At 63.8% G+C, this 15,421-nt stretch carries 13 protein-coding genes; 10 read left to right on the forward strand and 3 right to left on the reverse strand.

The features are described 5' to 3' along the window. Position 1 precedes the first annotated feature (1 nt). The 3 genes from FJ986_RS22010 to FJ986_RS22020 all read left to right on the forward strand — a co-directional run bounded on the left by FJ986_RS22010 (position 2) and on the right by FJ986_RS22020 (position 4,600). Positions 2–1,300 carry a DUF6638 family protein gene (locus FJ986_RS22010; RefSeq protein ID WP_140516948.1) on the forward strand — a complete coding sequence of 433 codons (1,299 nt, stop codon included), beginning with the start codon at positions 2–4 and terminating at the stop codon, positions 1,298–1,300. A gap of 103 nt (positions 1,301–1,403) precedes the next feature. After that, the gene (locus tag FJ986_RS22015) at positions 1,404–2,528 is read left to right on the forward strand and encodes a DUF2333 family protein (RefSeq protein ID WP_140516950.1); all 1,125 of its coding nucleotides are present in this window, start codon (positions 1,404–1,406) and stop codon (positions 2,526–2,528) included. Between the two features lie 392 nt (positions 2,529–2,920). Beyond that, complete coding sequence (locus FJ986_RS22020) at positions 2,921–4,600, forward strand: formate--tetrahydrofolate ligase (protein WP_140496069.1); 1,680 nt, start codon at positions 2,921–2,923, stop codon at positions 4,598–4,600. Between the two features lie 69 nt (positions 4,601–4,669). On the opposite strand, the gene FJ986_RS22025 is transcribed toward FJ986_RS22020, so the two are convergent. Continuing rightward, positions 4,670–5,314 carry a cysteine hydrolase family protein gene (locus FJ986_RS22025; RefSeq protein ID WP_140516952.1) on the reverse strand — a complete coding sequence of 215 codons (645 nt, stop codon included), beginning with the start codon at positions 5,312–5,314 and terminating at the stop codon, positions 4,670–4,672. A gap of 132 nt (positions 5,315–5,446) precedes the next feature. Here FJ986_RS22025 and FJ986_RS22030 point away from each other — a divergent pair, with 132 nt between their 5' ends. Further along, entirely contained in the window at positions 5,447–6,442 is a 996-nt protein-coding gene (locus tag FJ986_RS22030; protein WP_140675606.1) for a helix-turn-helix domain-containing protein, read from the forward strand. A 15-nt stretch (positions 6,443–6,457) separates the two neighbouring features. Here the strand turns inward: FJ986_RS22030 and FJ986_RS22035 are convergent, their stop codons facing one another. Beyond that, positions 6,458–7,015 (reverse strand): sugar O-acetyltransferase, encoded by a 558-nt coding sequence (locus FJ986_RS22035; protein WP_140675609.1) that lies wholly within the window; start codon positions 7,013–7,015, stop codon positions 6,458–6,460. Positions 7,016–7,148: 133 nt separating this feature from the next. Here FJ986_RS22035 and FJ986_RS22040 point away from each other — a divergent pair, with 133 nt between their 5' ends. The 6 genes from FJ986_RS22040 (at position 7,149) to FJ986_RS22065 (ending at position 14,872) form a co-directional block, all read left to right on the forward strand. Further along, positions 7,149–7,610 carry a DUF4126 domain-containing protein gene (locus tag FJ986_RS22040; RefSeq protein ID WP_140666039.1) on the forward strand — a complete coding sequence of 154 codons (462 nt, stop codon included), beginning with the start codon at positions 7,149–7,151 and terminating at the stop codon, positions 7,608–7,610. After that, positions 7,607–8,983, forward strand: a complete 1,377-nt coding sequence (locus tag FJ986_RS22045; RefSeq protein WP_140675612.1) for an FAD-containing oxidoreductase — start codon at positions 7,607–7,609, stop codon at positions 8,981–8,983. Before FJ986_RS22040 ends, FJ986_RS22045 begins: the two co-directional genes overlap by 4 nt. A gap of 198 nt (positions 8,984–9,181) precedes the next feature. Continuing rightward, positions 9,182–10,357, forward strand: a complete 1,176-nt coding sequence (locus FJ986_RS22050; RefSeq protein ID WP_140675615.1) for an MFS transporter — start codon at positions 9,182–9,184, stop codon at positions 10,355–10,357. A gap of 95 nt (positions 10,358–10,452) precedes the next feature. After that, entirely contained in the window at positions 10,453–11,508 is a 1,056-nt protein-coding gene (locus FJ986_RS22055; protein WP_140657054.1) for a succinylglutamate desuccinylase/aspartoacylase family protein, read from the forward strand. Positions 11,509–11,729: 221 nt separating this feature from the next. Next, complete coding sequence (locus FJ986_RS22060; RefSeq protein ID WP_140675618.1) at positions 11,730–13,919, forward strand: anthranilate synthase; 2,190 nt, start codon at positions 11,730–11,732, stop codon at positions 13,917–13,919. 5 nt (positions 13,920–13,924) lie between these two features. Beyond that, positions 13,925–14,872, forward strand: a complete 948-nt coding sequence (locus FJ986_RS22065) for a cation diffusion facilitator family transporter (RefSeq protein ID WP_140631781.1) — start codon at positions 13,925–13,927, stop codon at positions 14,870–14,872. Positions 14,873–15,210: 338 nt separating this feature from the next. Here FJ986_RS22065 and FJ986_RS22075 read toward each other — a convergent pair whose 3' ends face one another. After that, the gene (locus tag FJ986_RS22075; RefSeq protein WP_246678996.1) at positions 15,211–15,414 is read right to left on the reverse strand and encodes an AbrB/MazE/SpoVT family DNA-binding domain-containing protein; all 204 of its coding nucleotides are present in this window, start codon (positions 15,412–15,414) and stop codon (positions 15,211–15,213) included. Positions 15,415–15,421 lie beyond the last annotated feature (7 nt).

Raw genomic sequence — 15,421 nt, forward strand, 5'->3', positions numbered from 1 at the left:
AATGGCCCGCAAACCCGATCTCCTGCGCGACAACGAGCTCATTTACGGCCGGCTGCTCGTCGTCGACGAGCCGCATCTCATCGAGCGCTACAACAAGGCGCTTGCCGCCTTTGGCCTCGAGCCCACCAAGCTGAAGAGCTTCCAGATCGACCGCACCGGTTTTTCGCCGGAAGTGGCGGAGGAATGCGGCGACTACGGCTACCTCGATCCCAATGAGGTCAACCGCCGCTTCATCATCCTGACGCCGTCGCAGATCGACCTGCCGGTGGTGCACACCGCCTTCTCCAACACCTCGCAGCTGATGTTCGAGTTCATGTCCAGGAATCAGCGCGCCATCGACGCGCTGACCATCAAGGATGTCATCTACGGCGAGATCGAGGATTCCATTCCCAAGGTCAACGATATCGAGGATCTGCTGTCGATCAACCAGGTCGAGTTCAAGGTGCTGTCGGCCGAAGATGTGCTGGGCAAGGCCGCGGAGCTCGGCAAGCTCGTCGACCGCCTGAAACAGGAGCCTGACGCCTGGCGCGACAACGCCATGCTCACCCGCATGGTGGAACTGGCCAAGATCTGCGGCGACATCCGCGAGAACGCGCTGGTGCCCGACCAGGTAATCTTCCGCCACAACGCCTACTGGACCAGCCATTTCGGCGGGCTCTACGTGTTCGTCGACCCCGACATGACGACCGTCATCAGCGATCCGGCGGCCCCCGGTTTCCGCCGCTCGCGGCCGTGGCAGGTAAGCTATCTCTCGATCAAGGACGCCGACAAGGTGTTCAAGTTCCTCGCCGCCACCGGCCGCATCGAACTGCCGCGCGCCTCCTGGATCGAAGCCTCGGGCTATCTCGAGCACCGCGCCGAGATGGTGGTGCGCGCGCTGATCCGCGACGCCGAGCCGGATCGCAATCTGACCGACGTCGACAAGGTCTGGCTGCAGACCTGGATCCAGGGCCATGCCGACCTGATCACCAGGGACGGCAATTTCCCCTTCCTCAACGCCGCCAAGCGCGAGATTGCCCAGCTCGGCCATCTCAAGATCGAGGATGTGTTCCCGCAGCAGCGCTTCCTGGTGGTCCGCGCCAAGCCCGACCATCCCGACGCCTGGCTGACCAACCGGCTGATCTCGGATTTCGTGCCGTCGGACTTCGTCTCGCGCTACGTCTTCAACAAGCAGGGCTTCTACAAGGACTATGAGGGCTTCAGCGACGCCTGGCGATCGCATGTTGTGGACGTTCTGAAAACCACATATCTGAAGGACAAGGTGGCGTTCCGCACGCGCCTCTACGGCCTGACTGACTAGAACGAAACCGGCCGTCATTTCGTTCTAACTTGTTGTTTTGGCGCATGATGTTATCCAAAAGTCCGCAACTTTTTGACATTATGCCTTGAGGGGTGACACAGCCATGCTCGATCCGATCGTGAACTTCTTCGTCAGGATTTTCCAATGGATCGGCCGCGGCATCGGCCTCCTGATCGGCGTCATCTTGTGGCCGTTCATGTGGGCCGGCCGCTGGTATGCGCAGCGCGGTTGGATCCTCAAGGCCGTGCTCGGCCTCGCCCTGTTGGTGCTGCTCGGCCTCTACGCCAATTTCTTCTACGCCACCCAGTGGTGGAATAATTTCAATCCGAGCTATCCCGACACCTACACGTTCGAGAAGCGCAACATCTCGGCGGGCGAACAGGTAGCAGCCGGTGCCGGTGCCGACACTGCCAGGACCTGTGGCAACTCCGGCATCGCCCAGATTGCCGCCGATTTGACCGACTTCAACGTTAACCAGAATGCCTGGATCTCGTCGATGATCCTCTACAAGCTCGGCCTGTTCGGCATCAGCTGGGACAACACGCCGTGGATGGACAACAAGGCCTCGTTCCAGCGCGGCATCAACCAGGCGGTGCGCCGCACCGCGACCGAGCTCGCCGACAATCTCGGCCGTGTGCGCACGACATCGCAGATCGACGCCGACCTGCAGGATGCGCGCGGCAATCTGCAGTTCGACGAGTACACCTGGTATTTCGGTGTAAGCCCGTTCGGCCCGAAGACGCCGACCCCGAGCTATTATCGCGACGCCGTGCGCAAGCTGCGCTCCTTCAACGCCCGCCTCGCCACCTGCCAGGCCACCTTTGATGCCCGTGCCGACAATCTGAAGCAATATATCGACCGTATCGCCAGCGATATCGGCTCGACCTCGGCCATCCTCAAGGAACGTGCCGAAAACCATAACAATGGCTGGTTCGATTTCCGCGCCGACGACCGCTACTGGTTCGCCTATGGCCAGCTCTACGCCTATTACGGACTGATGAAGGGCGCGCAGGCCGACTTCGAGGACGTCATCAAGGAAAAGCACCTGCAGAGCCTGTGGGATACGATGGACGCGCAGTTCGTCTCGGCGCTGCGCATCCAGCCCTTCATCATCGCCAATGGCCGCGAGGACGGCTGGCTGCTGCCCACGCATCTGACGACCATGGGTTTCTATGTGCTCAGGGTGCGTTCCAACATGGTCGAAATCAGCAACGTGCTGACGCAGTAGGGCCGGTCGGCCCAATGCATGTCACCCAAAAGTGGTCCGGCCTGGGAAGAACGATATGCATGGAAACAAATGCCTGAAGCGCGATGCGCTTTAGGCCGGCGATGGCGGATTTGCGCCGCCGTGTCTGTCGCATTCCGTGCATTGCGCGGCTGTTTTGAGACGGCGGACGCGTCCCCGCTCTGGCTTCTATACGGCGCGGCAAGCCGAGCCAGAAAGAACCGGAGGCAGGTCGGCCCGCCGCAGAGGAATTTTCTTCATAGGAAACATAGTTGCATGAAAGTTGACGCCACGGCAGCGAGAGGGCTAGAACATGCCCTTGCCCGCGCGGCGTATCGAACATGCACCAGTGATCAACCCGTCCCCTCCACCGTCCAATCCAGAGGAAAGCCGTCATGGCAGAAGTGAAGTCCGACATCGAGATCGCCCGCGGTGCGAAGAAAAAACAGATCCAGGAGATCGGCGCCAAGATCGGCATCCCGACCGAACACCTTTTGCCCTATGGCCATGACAAGGCGAAGGTCTCCGCCGAATTCATCAAATCGGTGAAGGGCAACAAGGACGGCAAGCTGATCCTGGTCACCGCCATCAACCCGACCCCGGCCGGCGAAGGCAAGACGACCACCACCGTCGGCCTCGGCGACGGCCTGAACCGCATCGGCAAGAAAGCGATCATCTGCATCCGCGAAGCCTCGCTCGGTCCGAATTTCGGCGTCAAGGGCGGTGCGGCCGGCGGCGGCTACGCGCAGGTCGTGCCGATGGAGGATATGAACCTCCATTTCACCGGCGACTTTCATGCCATCACCACGGCGCACAACCTCCTGTCGGCGTTGATCGACAACCACATCTATTGGGGCAATGAGCTCGGCATCGACACCCGCCGCGTTGCCTGGCGCCGCGTCATGGACATGAACGACCGGGCGCTGCGCGAGATCATCTGCTCGCTCGGCGGCGTCGCCAACGGCTATCCGCGCGAGGCCGGGTTCGACATCACCGTCGCTTCCGAGGTCATGGCCATCCTGTGCCTCGCCACCGACCTGAAGGACCTGGAGAAGCGCCTGGGCGACATCATCGTCGCCTATCGCCGCGACAAGTCGCCTGTCTATGCCCGTGACCTCAAGGCCGACGGCGCCATGGCCGTGCTGCTCAAGGACGCCATGCAGCCGAATCTGGTGCAGACGCTGGAGAACAATCCGGCCTTCGTGCATGGCGGCCCGTTCGCCAACATCGCGCATGGCTGCAACTCGGTGGTCGCCACCACGACGGCGCTCAAGCTTGCCGACTACGTCGTCACGGAAGCCGGCTTCGGCGCCGATCTCGGCGCGGAAAAATTCTTCGACATCAAGTGCCGCAAGGCCGGGCTGAAGCCGGCGGCGGCGGTCATCGTCGCCACCGTACGCGCCATGAAAATGAATGGCGGCGTCAAGAAGGAAGACCTCGGCAAGGAAAACATCGAGGCGGTGAAGAAGGGCTGCGCCAATCTCGGCCGCCACATCGAGAACATCAGGCAGTTCGGCGTGCCGGCGGTAGTTGCCATCAACCACTTCTACTCCGACACGGATGGCGAAATCCAGGCGATGAAGGATTATGTCGCCTCGATGGGCGAAGAGGCGATCCTGTGCAAGCACTGGGCCAACGGCTCGGCCGGCATCGAGGATCTCGCCAAGAAAGTGGTGGCGCTGGCCGAATCCGGTGCCTCGCAGTTCGCGCCGCTCTATCCCGACGCCATGCCGCTGTTCGAGAAGATCAACACCATCGTCCAGCGCATCTATCGCGGCTCGGAAGCGATCGCCGACAAGTCGGTGCGCGACCAGTTGCACGCCTGGGAGCAGGCCGGCTACGGCCACTTGCCGGTCTGCATGGCCAAGACGCAGTATTCCTTCTCGACCGACCCGAACCTGCGCGGCGCGCCAACCGGCCACACCGTACCGGTGCGCGAGGTCAGGCTTTCGGCGGGTGCCGGCTTCGTCGTCATTATCTGCGGCGAGGTCATGACCATGCCCGGCCTGCCCAGGGCGCCGTCGTCGGAAAAGATTTTCCTCAACGAAGCCGGCCAGATCGAAGGCCTGTTCTAGAAATCCTCAATTCCAAAAAGTGCAAAGGGCGCCGCAGCGATGCGGCGCCCTTTGTATTTCCGCAGACGACTACGCAGCGTTGCGAGCCAGCGCCCGCTGGTTGGAGCCGAAGATCGTATCGCGTTCCGGCAAGGTGCCGGTCTTCAGGCACTCGATCCATTCGGCGGTCTTGAGCACGGCGGCGAAGCGCGACTGCAGGATGATTGTCACCACGCGGTGGATCTCCTCGGCCGAGGCATAGCCCGCGCTGTTGGCGTAAGGCACCGAGCCGGTCGCGTCGGACAGGAACTCGACGGCAAAGCCCATATGCACGGCATGGATGATGGTCGACAGGTCGCAATTATGCGTCATGTAGCCGACCACCACGATCGTATCGATGGCGTTGGCGCGCAGCCACTCTTCGAGATCGGTGCCGGTGAAGGCGGAAGGCAGCGTCTTCTCGACATAGTGGTCGCGTGGCCGCCTCGATATCTCGGGATGCAATTCCGCGCCATGGCTGCCCTTGGCGAAGATTGGCGACGTCTCCGGCGCCATCTGCTTGACGACCACCACCTTGATGCCGGCCGCTGCTGCCGCGTCCATTGCGCGCGCCACGTTGACGACGCTGTCGCGGAACGGCGGATGCTGGATGGCGAGATTGCCGCCGTCATAGTCATTCTGGACGTCCACGACGACGAGCGCGCGGCGCGGCGTCTTGCTGGCTGGTTCGGACATGATGCATTCCTTTCAGGCTTGATGTGATGCCCGAGCATAGGTCCGCCACCATCGGGCGAAAGTGGCCCGATTGACATCATTCGAAAGAATTGGGACAATCCGCATAACCCCGCGCAGAAATCCCCGGAAGACATGACCCACCAGATCGTCGCCGTCCTCGCCTTCGACGGCATCAGCCCGTTCCATCTCTCCGTGCCTTGCCTGGTGTTCGGCGAAGATCGCACATCGTTCGGCCTGCCGCGCTTCGACTTCCGCATCTGCGCGATCGAGGCCGGTCCCGTCCACACCGAGGCCGGGCTGAGCGTCGCCGCGCCCCATGGGCTAGAGGGCCTCGATGGCGCCGACATCATCATCGTGCCGAGCTGGCGGGATCTCGAAGATCCGCTGCCGGAACCGCTGAGCCAAGCATTGCGGCGGGCCCACCGCAATGGTGCCCTGATCGTCGGCCTTTGCCTGGGAACATTCGCAGTCGCTGCTGCCGGACTGCTTGGCGGTCGGCGTGCGGCCACGCATTGGGCCTATGCCGAGCGGCTTCAGAAGCTTCATCCCGACATCGCGGTGGATGCCGAGGTGCTCTATGTCGACAATGGCGACGTGGTGACGTCGGCCGGCGTCGCGGCCGGGCTCGACTGCTGCCTCCATATCGTTCGCGCCCGCTACGGCGCCGAGGCAGCACTGCGGCTCGCGCGGCAGATCGTGCTCTCCCCGCACCGGCAAGGCGGACAGGCGCAGTTCATCGAGCGCCCGCTGGCGAGGAGCGCCGATACCGACAGGTTCACACAAGCACTCGACGCGGTGCGTGCGACGCTCGGCGATGCGCACAGCTTGGACCGCGTCGCCGAAGCCGCCGGCATGACACGGCGCACCTTCACCCGCCGCTTCCAGAAATCGATCGGCACCAGTTTCGGCGATTGGCTGATCGAGCAACGGCTTGAACTGGCGCAGCGTCTGCTCGAGGCGACGGAAAAATCGATGGACGTCGTGGCCTTCGAGGCCGGCTTCGGCAGCGCCACCTCGCTGCGCCAGCATTTTTCGGCGCGTCTCAGGACCTCACCGGCGCAATACCGGCGTGAATTTTCCAGGCGGGCCGACCAAGGCGACCGGTCGCCGCACGCGCTTTCGCACTGAGCGCCCGCCGAGCACTCAACCGCGTTTGACCGCCAGCGCCGGATTGCCGACCACCGTCATGTTCGCGGGCACGTCGCGCGTCACCACGGCGCCGGCGCCGACGATGGCGCCCCCGCCGATGCTGATCCCAGCCAGGATGACCGCGCTGCCGCCGATCCAGGCATCGGCACCGATCTCGACCGGCCTGGCGATTTCCAGCCCGGCTTGTCGCCCCGCGGCCTCCCTGTGATGCTCGGCGCAATAGATCTGCACATTGGGGCCGAGCAGCGTTCCCTTGCCGATGCGCACGCTTGCCGTGTCGAGAATGATGCAGCCGGCATTGAGAAAGACGCCGTCCCCGAGAAAGATGTTGAAGCCATAGGCACAGTGGAACGGCGCCTCGATGCGGGCGCCCTCGCCCGCGCCGCCGAGCAGATCCCGCAAGGCAGGCCCGATGTTGCCGCGCTGACGGGGCGCAAGCGAATTGTGCTCGAATACGGCGCCCGCAGCCACGCCGCGCAGCGCCTCCAGTTCGTCATCCATGCACGTATACCACTCGCCCGCCGCCATTTTTGCGCGTTCGCTCTCAGCCATGCGGTGCCTCCGTCATCATTGCCACGCACCGTTGCGGCGTAAGAGAGCGCCTATGCAAGTACTGGCCAAATACCGGACCTATGGTAGCCTGCCTTTTCAGGGCTGTCCCGGCCCGGGATCGAGGGGGATGAACATGCTTTACATTCTTGCACTTCTGATCGGGGTCATTGCCGGCCTGCGCGCCATGACCGCGCCGGCCGCCGTCGCCTGGGGCGCCTGGCTCGGCTGGCTGCCGGTTGCCGGCACCTGGGCAAGCTTCATGAGCCACTGGGCCGCTGTCGGCATTTTCACTATCCTGGCTATCGTCGAGCTGGTCACCGACCAGTTGCCGTCGACGCCGAGCCGCAAGGTGCCGCAGCAATTCGGCGCCCGTATCCTGCTCGGTGCCTTCAGCGGCGCTGTGATCGGCGCCACTGGCGGCGCCACCATCGCCTGCCTGATCGCCGGCGCCATAGGGGCCGTTATCGGCACGCTCGGCGGCGCGGAGGCGCGCGGCCGGCTGGCGGCCGCCTTCGGCAAGGACCAGCCCGCGGCCTTCATCGAGGACGCGGTCGCGATCGTTGGCGGCCTCTTGATCGTGGCGGCGGTGGCATGACGGCGAAAACCTTCGATGCCATCGTCATCGGTGCCGGCCAGGCCGGCCCTCCGCTGGCCGGCCGGCTGACGGCGGCCGGCATGAGCGTGGCGCTGATCGAGCGCAAGCTGGTCGGCGGCACCTGCGTCAACACCGGCTGCATGCCGACCAAGGCCATGGTCGCCAGCGCCTATGCCGCGCATCTCGCGCGGCGCGCCGCGGACTATGGCGTGACCCTCTCCGGCCCGGTCGGCGTCGACTATCCCAGGGTCAAGGCGCGCAAGGACAAGGTGTCGAACGACGCCCGCGGCAATCTGGAAACCTGGATCGCCGACATGGATAAATGCACGCTCTATCGCGGCCATGCGCGTTTCGAATCCGCCAACACGGTGCGCGTCGGCGATGATCTCCTAACCGCCGGCAAGATCTTTCTCAACACCGGCGGCCGCGCATCGTTACCGGATCTGCCCGGCATTCACGACATCGACTTTCTCACCAACTCTTCGATGATGGACCTCGACGTGTTGCCGCGCCACCTCGTGGTGGTCGGCGGCAGCTACATCTCGCTCGAATTCGCGCAGATGTTCCGCCGCTTCGGCGCGGAGGTCACGATTATCGAAAAGGGCTCGCGGCTGATCGGCCGCGAAGACGAGGATGTGTCCGACGCCATCCTGTTGATCCTCGAAAACGAAGGCATCGCGGTCCATCTCGGCGCCGACGCCATAAGCTTCGCCAGGCAGGGCGAGGATATTGCTGTTGCCTTCTCCGCCGGCAAGCCGCCGGCCGTCGGCTCGCATGTGCTCCTGGCTCTGGGGCGAACGCCCAATACCGACGATCTCGGCCTCGACCAGGCCGGCATCGAGGTCGACAAACGCGGCTTCATCACCGTCGACGACCAGTTGCGCACCAGCGTGCCCGGCATCTGGGCGATGGGCGACTGCAATGGCAAGGGCGCCTTCACCCACACGTCCTACAACGATTACGAGATCGTTGCGGCCAATTTGCTCGACAATGATCCGCGCAAGGTCACCGACCGCATCGAGGCCTACGCTCTGTACATCGATCCGCCGCTCGGCCGCTGCGGCATGACCGAGGCGTCGGTGAAGAAGTCGGGACGCCGCGCGCTGGTCGGCCAGCGGCCGATGACCCGTGTCGGCCGTGCCATCGAGAAAGGCGAGACGCAAGGCTTCATGAAGATCCTCGTCGACGCCGACACAAGGGAAATCCTCGGCTGCTGCGTGCTTGGCCCCGGCGGCGATGAAGCCGTGCATTGCGTGCTTGATCTGATGTATGCCAAGGCACCTGTGGACACGCTGGCGCGCGCCATGCACATCCACCCCAATGTCTCGGAACTGCTGCCTACCATCGCCCAGGAGTTGAAGCCGCTGGTCTGAACTCCGGCTCAGCCGGTCGGTTCGGCCGCTCGGCCGGGTTCGGTCAGGGTCGTCTAGCCCGGCAGGGCACGGCACAAGCACCGCTGCCAGTGCCTCTTTGCTCTCCGCTTTCTGCATTGCTGCATTGCTGCAATGGCGCTTGTGCGCCATGGGGCGCTCGCGCAGTTTCCATTTGAACCGATTCAGTCTGGACCTCCCATGCCTTTGCCGATCCTTGCGCTTGCCATTGCGTCCTTCTGCATCGGCACCACCGAATTCGTCATCATGGGTCTGCTGCCGGAGGTCGCCGCCGACCTTGGCGTGACCATTCCCGCGGCCGGGCTGCTGGTCACGGGCTATGCGCTGGGCGTGGTCTTCGGCGCGCCAATCGTGGCGATGGCCACCGCGCATCTGCCGCGCAAGCCGGTGCTGGTCGGACTGGCCGCACTGTTCGTCGTCGGCAACCTGCTCTGCGCCATCGCGCCCAATTACTGGATGCTGATGGGCGCGCGCGTCTTCACCGCCTTCGGCCACGGCGCCTTCTTCGGCATCGGTTCGGTCGTCGCCGCCAGCCTGGTGCCCCGCAACAAGCGTGCCAGCGCCATCGCGCTGATGTTCGCCGGCCTGACGCTGGCTAACATCCTCGGCGTTCCCGCCGGAACGGCGCTTGGCGAAGCCTTCGGCTGGCGCGCCACCTTCCTGGCGGTGGTCGGCATCGGGCTGATCTCGGTCGCGGCGATCGCTTGGCTAGTGCCGCCGGATGTCACTGAACCAAGCGGCGACGGCTTGCGCGGCGAATTGCGCGTGCTCGGCAAGCTGCAGGTGTGGCTGGCCATGCTGATCGCGGCGCTCGCCTCAGCCAGCCTGTTTGCCGTCTTCACCTACATCAAACCCTATCTCACCGACGTGTCCGGCCTCTCGACTTCAGCGGTCACCTGGGTGCTCTTGCTGTTCGGCGCCGGCATGACCATCGGCAACATCATCGGCGGCCGGCTGGCCGACTGGAAGCTGATGCCGACGGTCATCGGCACGCTGCTGCTGCTGGCGGTCCTGTTTGTCGGCTTCATGCAGTTCGGCGCTATCGCCAGTGTCGCCATAGGCATCGTCTTCCTGTGGGGCATGCTCGTCTTCGTCGTCGTGCCGCCGTTGCAGATCCGTGTCGTGGAAGCCGCTTCCGAGGGACCGAACCTTGCCGCCACGCTGAACCAGGGCGCCTTCAATGTCGGCAACGCCAGCGGCGCCTGGATCGGCGGCGTGGCGCTCTCCTGGGGCGTTTCCTATGCCAACCTGCCGCTGGTGGGCGCGGCACTCGCTCTGCTGGCGGTCGCCGTGGCCGTTGCCTCGCAGGCACTGGACCGGCGCGCTCCGGCCGTCGCTCTTCAGCCTGCCGCGTAGTAGCTGCTTGCGCCCATAGCGCGACAGCCTGGACCAATCGACAAGCGCACGATCGAAGAGGCATGTCCTTCTCGCCTCTCGACGGAGAAAAGACCATGCAGAAATCGATCGAACGCATAGCCGGCGACAGCGAGGGCGTTTCCTATGAATTCCCGCTGTTTCGCTTCGCTGGAACCGACAAATCCGCGCCTTCGGCCTATCTGCAGGCAGCACTCCATGCCGGCGAACTGCCCGGAGTCGTCGCCATTGATGCACTGATGCCGATGCTGGCCAGGGCCGAGGCGGAGGGGCGCATCAAGGGCGACATCACCATCGTGCCCTGGGCCAATCCGATCGGCCGCGCCCAGTATCATTTCGGCGAACATCAGGGCCGTTTTCATCTGGGCACGCGCACCAACTTCAACCGCGGTTTTCCGCTGCTCGCCGCGCCCGACACGGCACTCCTGCCCGACACCGCGCACGGCACGCCCGACCAGCGGCTGAAGACGAGACTGGTGCAGCTTTCACTCGGCCACGACATCGTGCTCGACCTGCATTGCGACGACGAGGGTCTTTCCTACCTGTATGTCCACACCAGCCTGTGGCCGGCAATGGCCGACTGCGCCGCCGCCATGGGCGTCGAGGCGGTGGTGCTGTGGAGTGAAGACACGGACGGCACTTTCGAGGGCGCCTCGATCATGCCCTATCAGAACGTTCCCGCCGATGTGGCGAAGCTCGGCCGGCGCGTCGTCACGACGGTCGAATATCGCGGCATCCTCGATGTCGATGGCGCGTTCGCGGCGTCGGACGCCGCGGGGCTCTACCGGCTGCTGGTGGCGCGCGGCGTGGTCGCCGACCCGGCCCTGCCCTCACCCGGTGCCTTCACCGGGGTTGTCGCACCGCTCGAAAACATCGACATGATGCCGGCGCCCCGGGCAGGTGCCGTGCTTTACGACGTGGAGCCCGGCGACCGCGTGGCCAAGGATACGCGGCTTGCCGTCATCGTCCACGCACCGGGCGAAGCCGATGGCCGCACCGAGGTGTTCGCGCCGCAGGCCGGCATCGTCCTGACCCGGCGCTCGCGCCGTATCATCCGCGCCGGCGAGGATCTGTTGAAACTGGTGGGCGACAGGAAGAGCGCCGACGCAAGGTCCGGCACACTGGAAGATTGAGCCTCCACCGAATCCAGTTGCGCGGTCGCTCAATCGCCGCTATGGGAATCGCCATGAACATGCGTTCGATCAAGACCGTTTGGTGGTGGGCCTGCTGACAGCGGCCTGTTCGACGCGTGCGCGTGAAAAGAGAGGGTGGCCGCAGCGGAATGTCCGGGCGGCCATTTGTTTTTTCCAAGCCATTCCCGGGTCCGTTGCCCAAGAAGCTGATGGAGACGGCAATGACGATGAAGGTTCTGGACAACGGCGCAGAGAGTTTTGTGACCGGGGGTGGCATCACCATCACCCGCGAGCGCCACGACCGGCCCTATGAAGGCGCCATCGACGCCTATGTCGACGGGCTGAATGCGCGCCGGGGCGCGGTGTTCTCTTCGAACTATGAATATCCCGGCCGCTATACGCGTTGGGACACCGCCATCATCGACCCGCCTTTGGTGATCTCGGCGCGTGGCCGGTCCATCCGCATCGAGGCGCTGAACCGGCGGGGCGAGGTGCTTCTGCCGGTCATCGTCAAGACGCTCGGCGATATCGCCGAGATCACGATCGCCGAGGCGTCGAAAAAGCTGATCCGCCTCGACGTCGCCAAGCCGGGCCGCGTCTTCACCGAAGAAGAACGCAGCCGCGTTCCTTCCGTCTTCACGGTTCTGCGCGCCATCACCGCCTTGTTCAAGACCGCCGAAGACGCCAATCTCGGCCTTTACGGCGCCTTCGGCTACGACCTCGCCTTCCAGTTCGATCCGGTCGACTACAAGCTCGAACGCAAGCCAAGCCAGCGCGATCTCGTGCTGTTCCTGCCCGACGAGATCCTGGTCGTCGATCATTATTCGGCCAAGGCCTGGACCGATCGATATGACTACGCCGGCAAGGGTTTTTCGACCGAAGGCCTGCCGCGCGACGAGATCGCCGAGCCGTTCAAGACCGCCGACCGTATCCCGCCGCGCGGCGACCATGAACCCGGCGAATACGCCAATCTTGTGCGCCGCGCGATGGACAGCTTCAAGCGCGGTGACCTGTTCGAGGTCGTACCCGGGCAGATGTTCTACGAACGCTGCGAGACCCAACCCTCCGATATTTCGCGCAAGCTGAAGTCGATCAACCCCTCGCCCTATTCCTTCTTCATCAATCTGGGTGAAGGCGAATACCTGATCGGCGCTTCGCCCGAAATGTTCGTGCGCGTCAACGGCCGCCGTGTCGAGACCTGCCCGATCTCGGGCACGATCAAGCGTGGCGACGACGCCATTTCCGACTCAGAGCAGATCCTGAAGCTGCTCAATTCCAAGAAGGATGAATCCGAGCTCACAATGTGCTCGGATGTCGACCGCAACGACAAGTCGCGCGTCTGCGAGCCGGGTTCGGTGCGCGTCATCGGCCGCCGCCAGATCGAGATGTATTCGCGGCTTATCCATACGGTTGACCATATCGAGGGCAGGCTGCGCGAAGGCATGGACGCCTTCGACGCGTTTCTCTCGCACGCCTGGGCGGTGACCGTTACCGGCGCGCCGAAACTATGGGCCATGCGCTTCATCGAGCAGAACGAGAAGAGCCCGCGCGCCTGGTATGGCGGCGCCATCGGCATGGTCAATTTCAACGGCGACATGAACACCGGCCTGACACTGCGCACCATCCGCATCAAGGACGGCATTGCCGAGGTGCGTGCCGGCGCCACATTACTGTTCGACAGCATTCCCGAGGAAGAAGAAGCCGAAACCGAACTGAAGGCCTCCGCCATGCTCTCCGCCATCCGCGACGCCAAGACGGGCAATGCCGCCAGCACCGAGCGCACCACCGCGCGCGTCGGCGACGGCGTCAACATCCTGCTCGTCGACCATGAAGACAGCTTCGTCCACACGCTGGCCAATTACTTCCGTCAGACCGGCGCTAATGTCTCGACCGTGCGCACCCCCGTGCCGGAAGAAGTTTTCGACCGGCTGAAGCCGGATCTCGTCGTGCTGTCGCCTGGTCCCGGCACGCCCAAAGATTTCGACTGCGCCGCCACCATCGGACGAGCGCGCGCCCGCGAGCTGCCGATCTTCGGCGTCTGCCTCGGCCTGCAGGCGCTGGCCGAGGCCTATGGCGGCGAATTGCGGCAGCTGCATGTGCCGATGCACGGCAAGCCGTCGCGCATTCGCGTCTCCAAGCCCGGCATCATCTTCTCCGGCCTGCCCAAGGAAGTCACCGTCGGCCGTTACCATTCGATCTTCGCCGATCCGGTGCGGCTACCCGACGATTTCGTGGTCACCGCCGAGACCGAAGACGGCGTCATCATGGCCTTCGAGCACCGCAAGGAGCCAATCGCCGCCGTGCAATTTCATCCGGAATCGATCATGACGCTCGGCCACAATGCCGGCATGCGCATCATCGAGAACATCGTCGCCCACCTGCCGCGCAAGGCCAAGGACAAGGCCGCCTAGAGACGATGGTCGAAACGCGGGACACGACGGCGATCGCGGCGAAGGCCGCGACCAGGCGAAAGGTCGCAAGGCTTGCCTTCTGGTCGATCGTCGTCGCTTGCGTGGTGCTCGCACTCAAGCTTGCCGCCTGGTACATCACCGGTTCCGTCGCACTCTATTCGGACGCGCTGGAATCGATCGTCAACGTCATCGCCTCGGCCGCCGCTTTCTGGGCGATCCAGGTGAGCTACAAGCCAGCCGACCAGGACCATCCGTTCGGCCACCACAAGGCCGAGTATTTCTCGGCCGTCCTGGAAGGCGTGCTGATCGTGGTGGCGGCACTCCTGATCCTGAACGAGGTCTGGCAATCCTGGCTCAACCCCGTCCCGCTCCAGCAGCCATGGGAAGGCCTTGCCGTCAACGGTGTGGCGACGGTCATCAACGCTTTCTGGGCCTGGGCGCTGATCCGTACAGGGCGCAACGCAAGATCGCCGGCACTGGTCGCCGACGGCCAGCACATCATGACCGACGTCGTGACCTCGGTCGGCGTCTTCGCCGGCCTCGTCGGCGCGGTGCTGACCGGATGGCAGATCCTCGATCCGGCGCTGGCCGTGATCGTCGCGCTCAACATTCTTTGGCAGGGCTGGCATGTTATCGGCTCGTCGATGAACGGGCTGATGGACCGCGCCGTCGATACCCAGGAGCACATGCGCATCCGCGACATCATTTCGGCCAATTGCAAAGGCGCGCTCGAAGTGCACGACCTCAAGACACGCATCGCCGGCCGCGCCACCTTCATCGAATTCCATCTGGTCGTCGATGCCGACATGTCGGTTGGCGCCAGCCACGTCATCTGCGACCGCATCGAGGATTCGCTGCAGGCGGAAATCCCTTCCGTGCGCGTCACCATCCATGTCGAGCCCGATGATGAAGCCAAGCTGCCCAAGGGCACGACGGCGGTGCCGTTCGCGTGAGGCAGTTCACCACGTCTCGATTGACAGAGCTTTGATCCGCTCGAAGTCCCGGATATTGCGGGTCATCAGCGTAAGATTCCGCGAGCGCGCCTGCCCACCAGTCAACGCATCGTAGGGACCAATTGGAGTTCCCAATGTGGCAAGCGTTGCCCTCCGGCATGTCTCGCATCTTCCCGATCGAATTCGAGCACAGGAAACTGCAGAGCTCGATACGCGCCAAATTTTCGACACAATAGGCGAGACGGCAAAGTCCTGCGGCCTATGCCGTTTCAGCAGGCAAGCAGACCCTCATCGCCCCTTCATGACCGCGATGACAGCATTGGTGTCGAGCAGGTAGATCACTTGAAGACGTCTTCCAAGGCAGGTCGATCCTGCCCGTCCTGACGTTCCAGTGCTGCCTGGGCGAAATCATCATCAAGCAGTCCAATCACTTGGTCGAGCCACGCCCAGTCCTGCGCAAGCGGTTCCAAGATGACGGTTTGCCCGTGACGGCGTATCGAGACCTCCTCTGTGTCGAAACGGAACTCCTTCGGCAGGCGCACGGCTTAG

Origin of the sequence: Mesorhizobium sp. B1-1-1, from assembly GCF_006442955.1 — a bacterium.
Lineage (GTDB): Bacteria > Pseudomonadota > Alphaproteobacteria > Rhizobiales > Rhizobiaceae > Mesorhizobium.